We start from the raw sequence: 2,866 nt of genomic DNA, 5'->3' as shown, positions 1-2,866 counted from the left end.
TTCATTACGTCCCCTATGCGCTCGCGAAAAATGTATTTTGCCGCCGTCGGTGCTGCCGGCGCCCTGGCCGCCGCCGTGGCCGGTCCAGCCGGCGCCGCGTTCCCCGACGGGGTGCCCGGTTCCAGTCAGGTCACGCTCCCGGGCGGCTCCGCCCTGCGGCCAGATCTCGACGTGAGTATCGACAACGTCGTCGTCAACCCGACCCCGCCTCATGTCGTCGCACAGATCAACCCGTTGTTCCGCGCCTACTCGATCGGGGCGGCCGACATCAACCGGGTCCAGAGCCACCTGCGGTCGCTCGAGCTGCGATCGGCAGGCGGGCACGACATGGTCTCGTGGACGCTGAGGAACGTCACCGATCATCCTGTCGCCTTCGGCTGGTTCTCGAAGGAGGGGCGGGGTGGCAACGGCGTGCTAGCGGCGGGTGCCTCGCGCACCCTGGACACGCATTCCTCCCTTGTCGTGGCCCGCGCGTTCGACCAGTCGTGGAATCCCTCACCCCAGCTGCCGACGATTGGTGTGTCGACCCACGGCCGGCCGGTGCCGGCCACCGGACCTGGCCCGTCGACCGCCACCACTACCGGCACTACCGGCACCGGCCCCGTCGTCCCGGGAGCCGGTATCGCGCCGGGCGCGCGGGGCGAGGCGCCCTCGTCCCCGCAGGCTTCTGGCGGTGGACAGGCTTCTGGTAGCGGACAGACTCCCGGTACTGGGGAGTCGACCGGTGGCGGACAGAACCTGAGTACCGCGAAGGCTCTCGGAACGGGAGCCCCAGCCCAGGGGACGGGCTCGACATCACCCGTAACCAGCGGCACGACGCCACAGGGCTCGCCCGGGCAACAGGGCGGCACCGGCACCGGCACCGGCACGACGGCACCGGCGACGCCGATCACGACGAACACCATCCCCTTCACGGGATGACCGGCTCTATGGGATGACAGAGGTGACGGACGCGGGCACCCGGCGGCCTCGACCACCCGCCGGCTTGTCGGCGCCGCGCGCGTCGGCCGCGCTGGTGGTCGCCGTGTGCGGGCTGCTGTTCCCGGCCGCCTGCGCGGTCGGCGGTGAGGGCATCGGCGCCAGGTCTTCGGCCACCGGTATGTCTTCGGCTACCCCCAGGTCTTCGGTCACCCCTATGTCTTCTCGCGGCGCGGCGGCCGAACCGGAGGCGGTGAACACGATTCTGACCGCGACCGTCGCCGGCGTGGACGTCTACCCAACGCCCGTGTCCACCCGGCCCGCGTCGCGGCTGAGTAACCCGAACGAGGCGGGCGCGCCACGGGTCTTTCTCGTCACGGCGAGGCTGCCCGGATGGTGGCAGGTCCTGCTGCCGGTATGGCCCAACGGCAGCCGAGGATGGATCAGGGACGACCAGGTCCGCGCCAGCACCACCGCCTACCACCTGCAGGTCGTCCGCGGAGCCCACCAGTTGCAGCTGTACCGCGGGAACACGCTCATATCCTTGTTCGTGATGGCGGTCGGAACCACGGAAACACCGACTCCCGGGGGGCGGTACTACCTGACCGAACTGCTGCGGCCGCGGAATCCGACCGGACCCCACGGGCCCTTCGCCTTCGGCATCTCGGGCTTCTCCACCTCACTGGCCTCCTTCGAAGGCCATGCTCCGATTATCGGTCTGCATGGCACCAACCAGCCCCATACGCTGGGGCGTGACGTCAGCCACGGCTGCATCCGCCTGAGCAACAGCGACATCACCCGGTTGGCGGGCATGCTGCCCCTGGGCACGCCGGTCGACATCGTCGCCTGACCGGTCTCATCTCGAGGTCGTCGGTGCGGACTTCGCGGATGCAACAGACCCCGACGCCGAGCTGGAATCATTCAGGGCGGGGCCTGGCAGCCCGGCACGGCTGGCCGCGGGGCAGAGCCGGTTCTGCAAGGTCAGCTGGGTGGACGTCGGAGGAGGAGTGCGAAGCCGAGGGTGGCGATCCATACTCCCCAGAGTGTGGAGCCGAGGAAGCCCGCCGGTTCCCATGCGGGGACCTCGGGGATCGCGGTTGCCAGGATGTCGCCCTGGTTGAGCAGGTAGATGGCGCTTGCGACCAGGCCCAGCATGCCCACAGCGGCGGGAAGCGGACGGCGGCAGAGGATGATCACGGAGATCGTCGTCGACCAGGCGATGGCGAGCGTCTGGCCGAGGTGCTCGCCGAGCAGGGAGCCGCCGAGCGGGTGTTGTGCGAGCCAGGCGGCGTCGACGGCCGCTCGGGTCGTCGTGTCGCTGGCCATGTACTGCCGTGCCAGCGGCGGCACGACGAAGACCCAGCGCAGGAAGCCGGTGAGCGCGAGCACGATCGCGGCGGAGCCGACCCAGGTCGCGGCGCGCAGGACGGGATCGTCCCGGCGACCGAGGGCCGTGGGCAGCAGCAGCGTCGGCGGTAGCAGCAGAGCGTAGGTCCAGCCGGTCGCGAACCAGGTCCAGACCAGGCCGGTGCCGCCTCGGTGGAAGGACGGAAGGATGACGTCCGCCATCCCGGCGCGGTCAGCCTGCTGCTCGGTGGCCCGATGGACGGCCCCAACGCGCTCGCGCTCAACGAGCGACTGCTCGCGGCACTGGCCGACGGCGGGGTGCCGGCGGCGAACGCGGCCCGGTCCGTATATCTGCTGATCGTGTATGTGCTGGGCGCCATCGCGTTGGAGGCCGCCGAGCCGCACGAGCCGGGAACCAGCGAGGCAGAGCGGATCGCCGCCCGCCGTGACGCGTTCGCGGCCGTGCCCGCCGAGCACTACCCACGTACCGCCAGCCAGATTGACGTGCTGGCCGCCTACGTCACCACTGAGCAGTTCAGCTGGGGCCTCGACCGCGTCCTTGACGGCATCGAACGCCTCATTGAGCCTGACGCCTGGATCT

General features: G+C 70.3%; 3 protein-coding genes and 1 pseudogene. 3 read left to right on the top strand and 1 reads right to left on the bottom strand.

Annotated elements, in window-relative coordinates:
* Both AC08OU_RS11805 and AC08OU_RS11800 read left to right on the top strand, forming a co-directional pair.
* Nucleotides 1–921 (top strand): annotated as a pseudogene (locus AC08OU_RS11805) (hypothetical protein); the annotation flags it as partial.
* Between the two features lie 13 nt (nucleotides 922–934).
* Nucleotides 935–1,768, top strand: a complete 834-nt coding sequence (locus AC08OU_RS11800) for a L,D-transpeptidase (protein WP_476604897.1) — start codon at nucleotides 935–937, stop codon at nucleotides 1,766–1,768.
* A 131-nt stretch (nucleotides 1,769–1,899) separates the two neighbouring features.
* On the opposite strand, the gene AC08OU_RS11795 is transcribed toward AC08OU_RS11800, so the two are convergent.
* A complete protein-coding gene (locus AC08OU_RS11795; RefSeq protein ID WP_476602375.1) occupies nucleotides 1,900–2,487 on the bottom strand; it encodes a DUF4386 family protein in 588 nt (195 codons plus the stop codon).
* Between AC08OU_RS11795 and AC08OU_RS11790 the strand changes: the two genes are divergently transcribed.
* Nucleotides 2,458–2,866: TetR/AcrR family transcriptional regulator C-terminal domain-containing protein (locus tag AC08OU_RS11790; RefSeq protein WP_462203056.1), on the top strand; the 409-nt coding region annotated here is incomplete at its 3' end. The genes AC08OU_RS11795 and AC08OU_RS11790 overlap by 30 nt on opposite strands.

Source organism: Frankia sp. CcMO1, from assembly GCF_977945845.1.
This window is presented reverse-complemented; position numbering and strand designations above follow the sequence as displayed.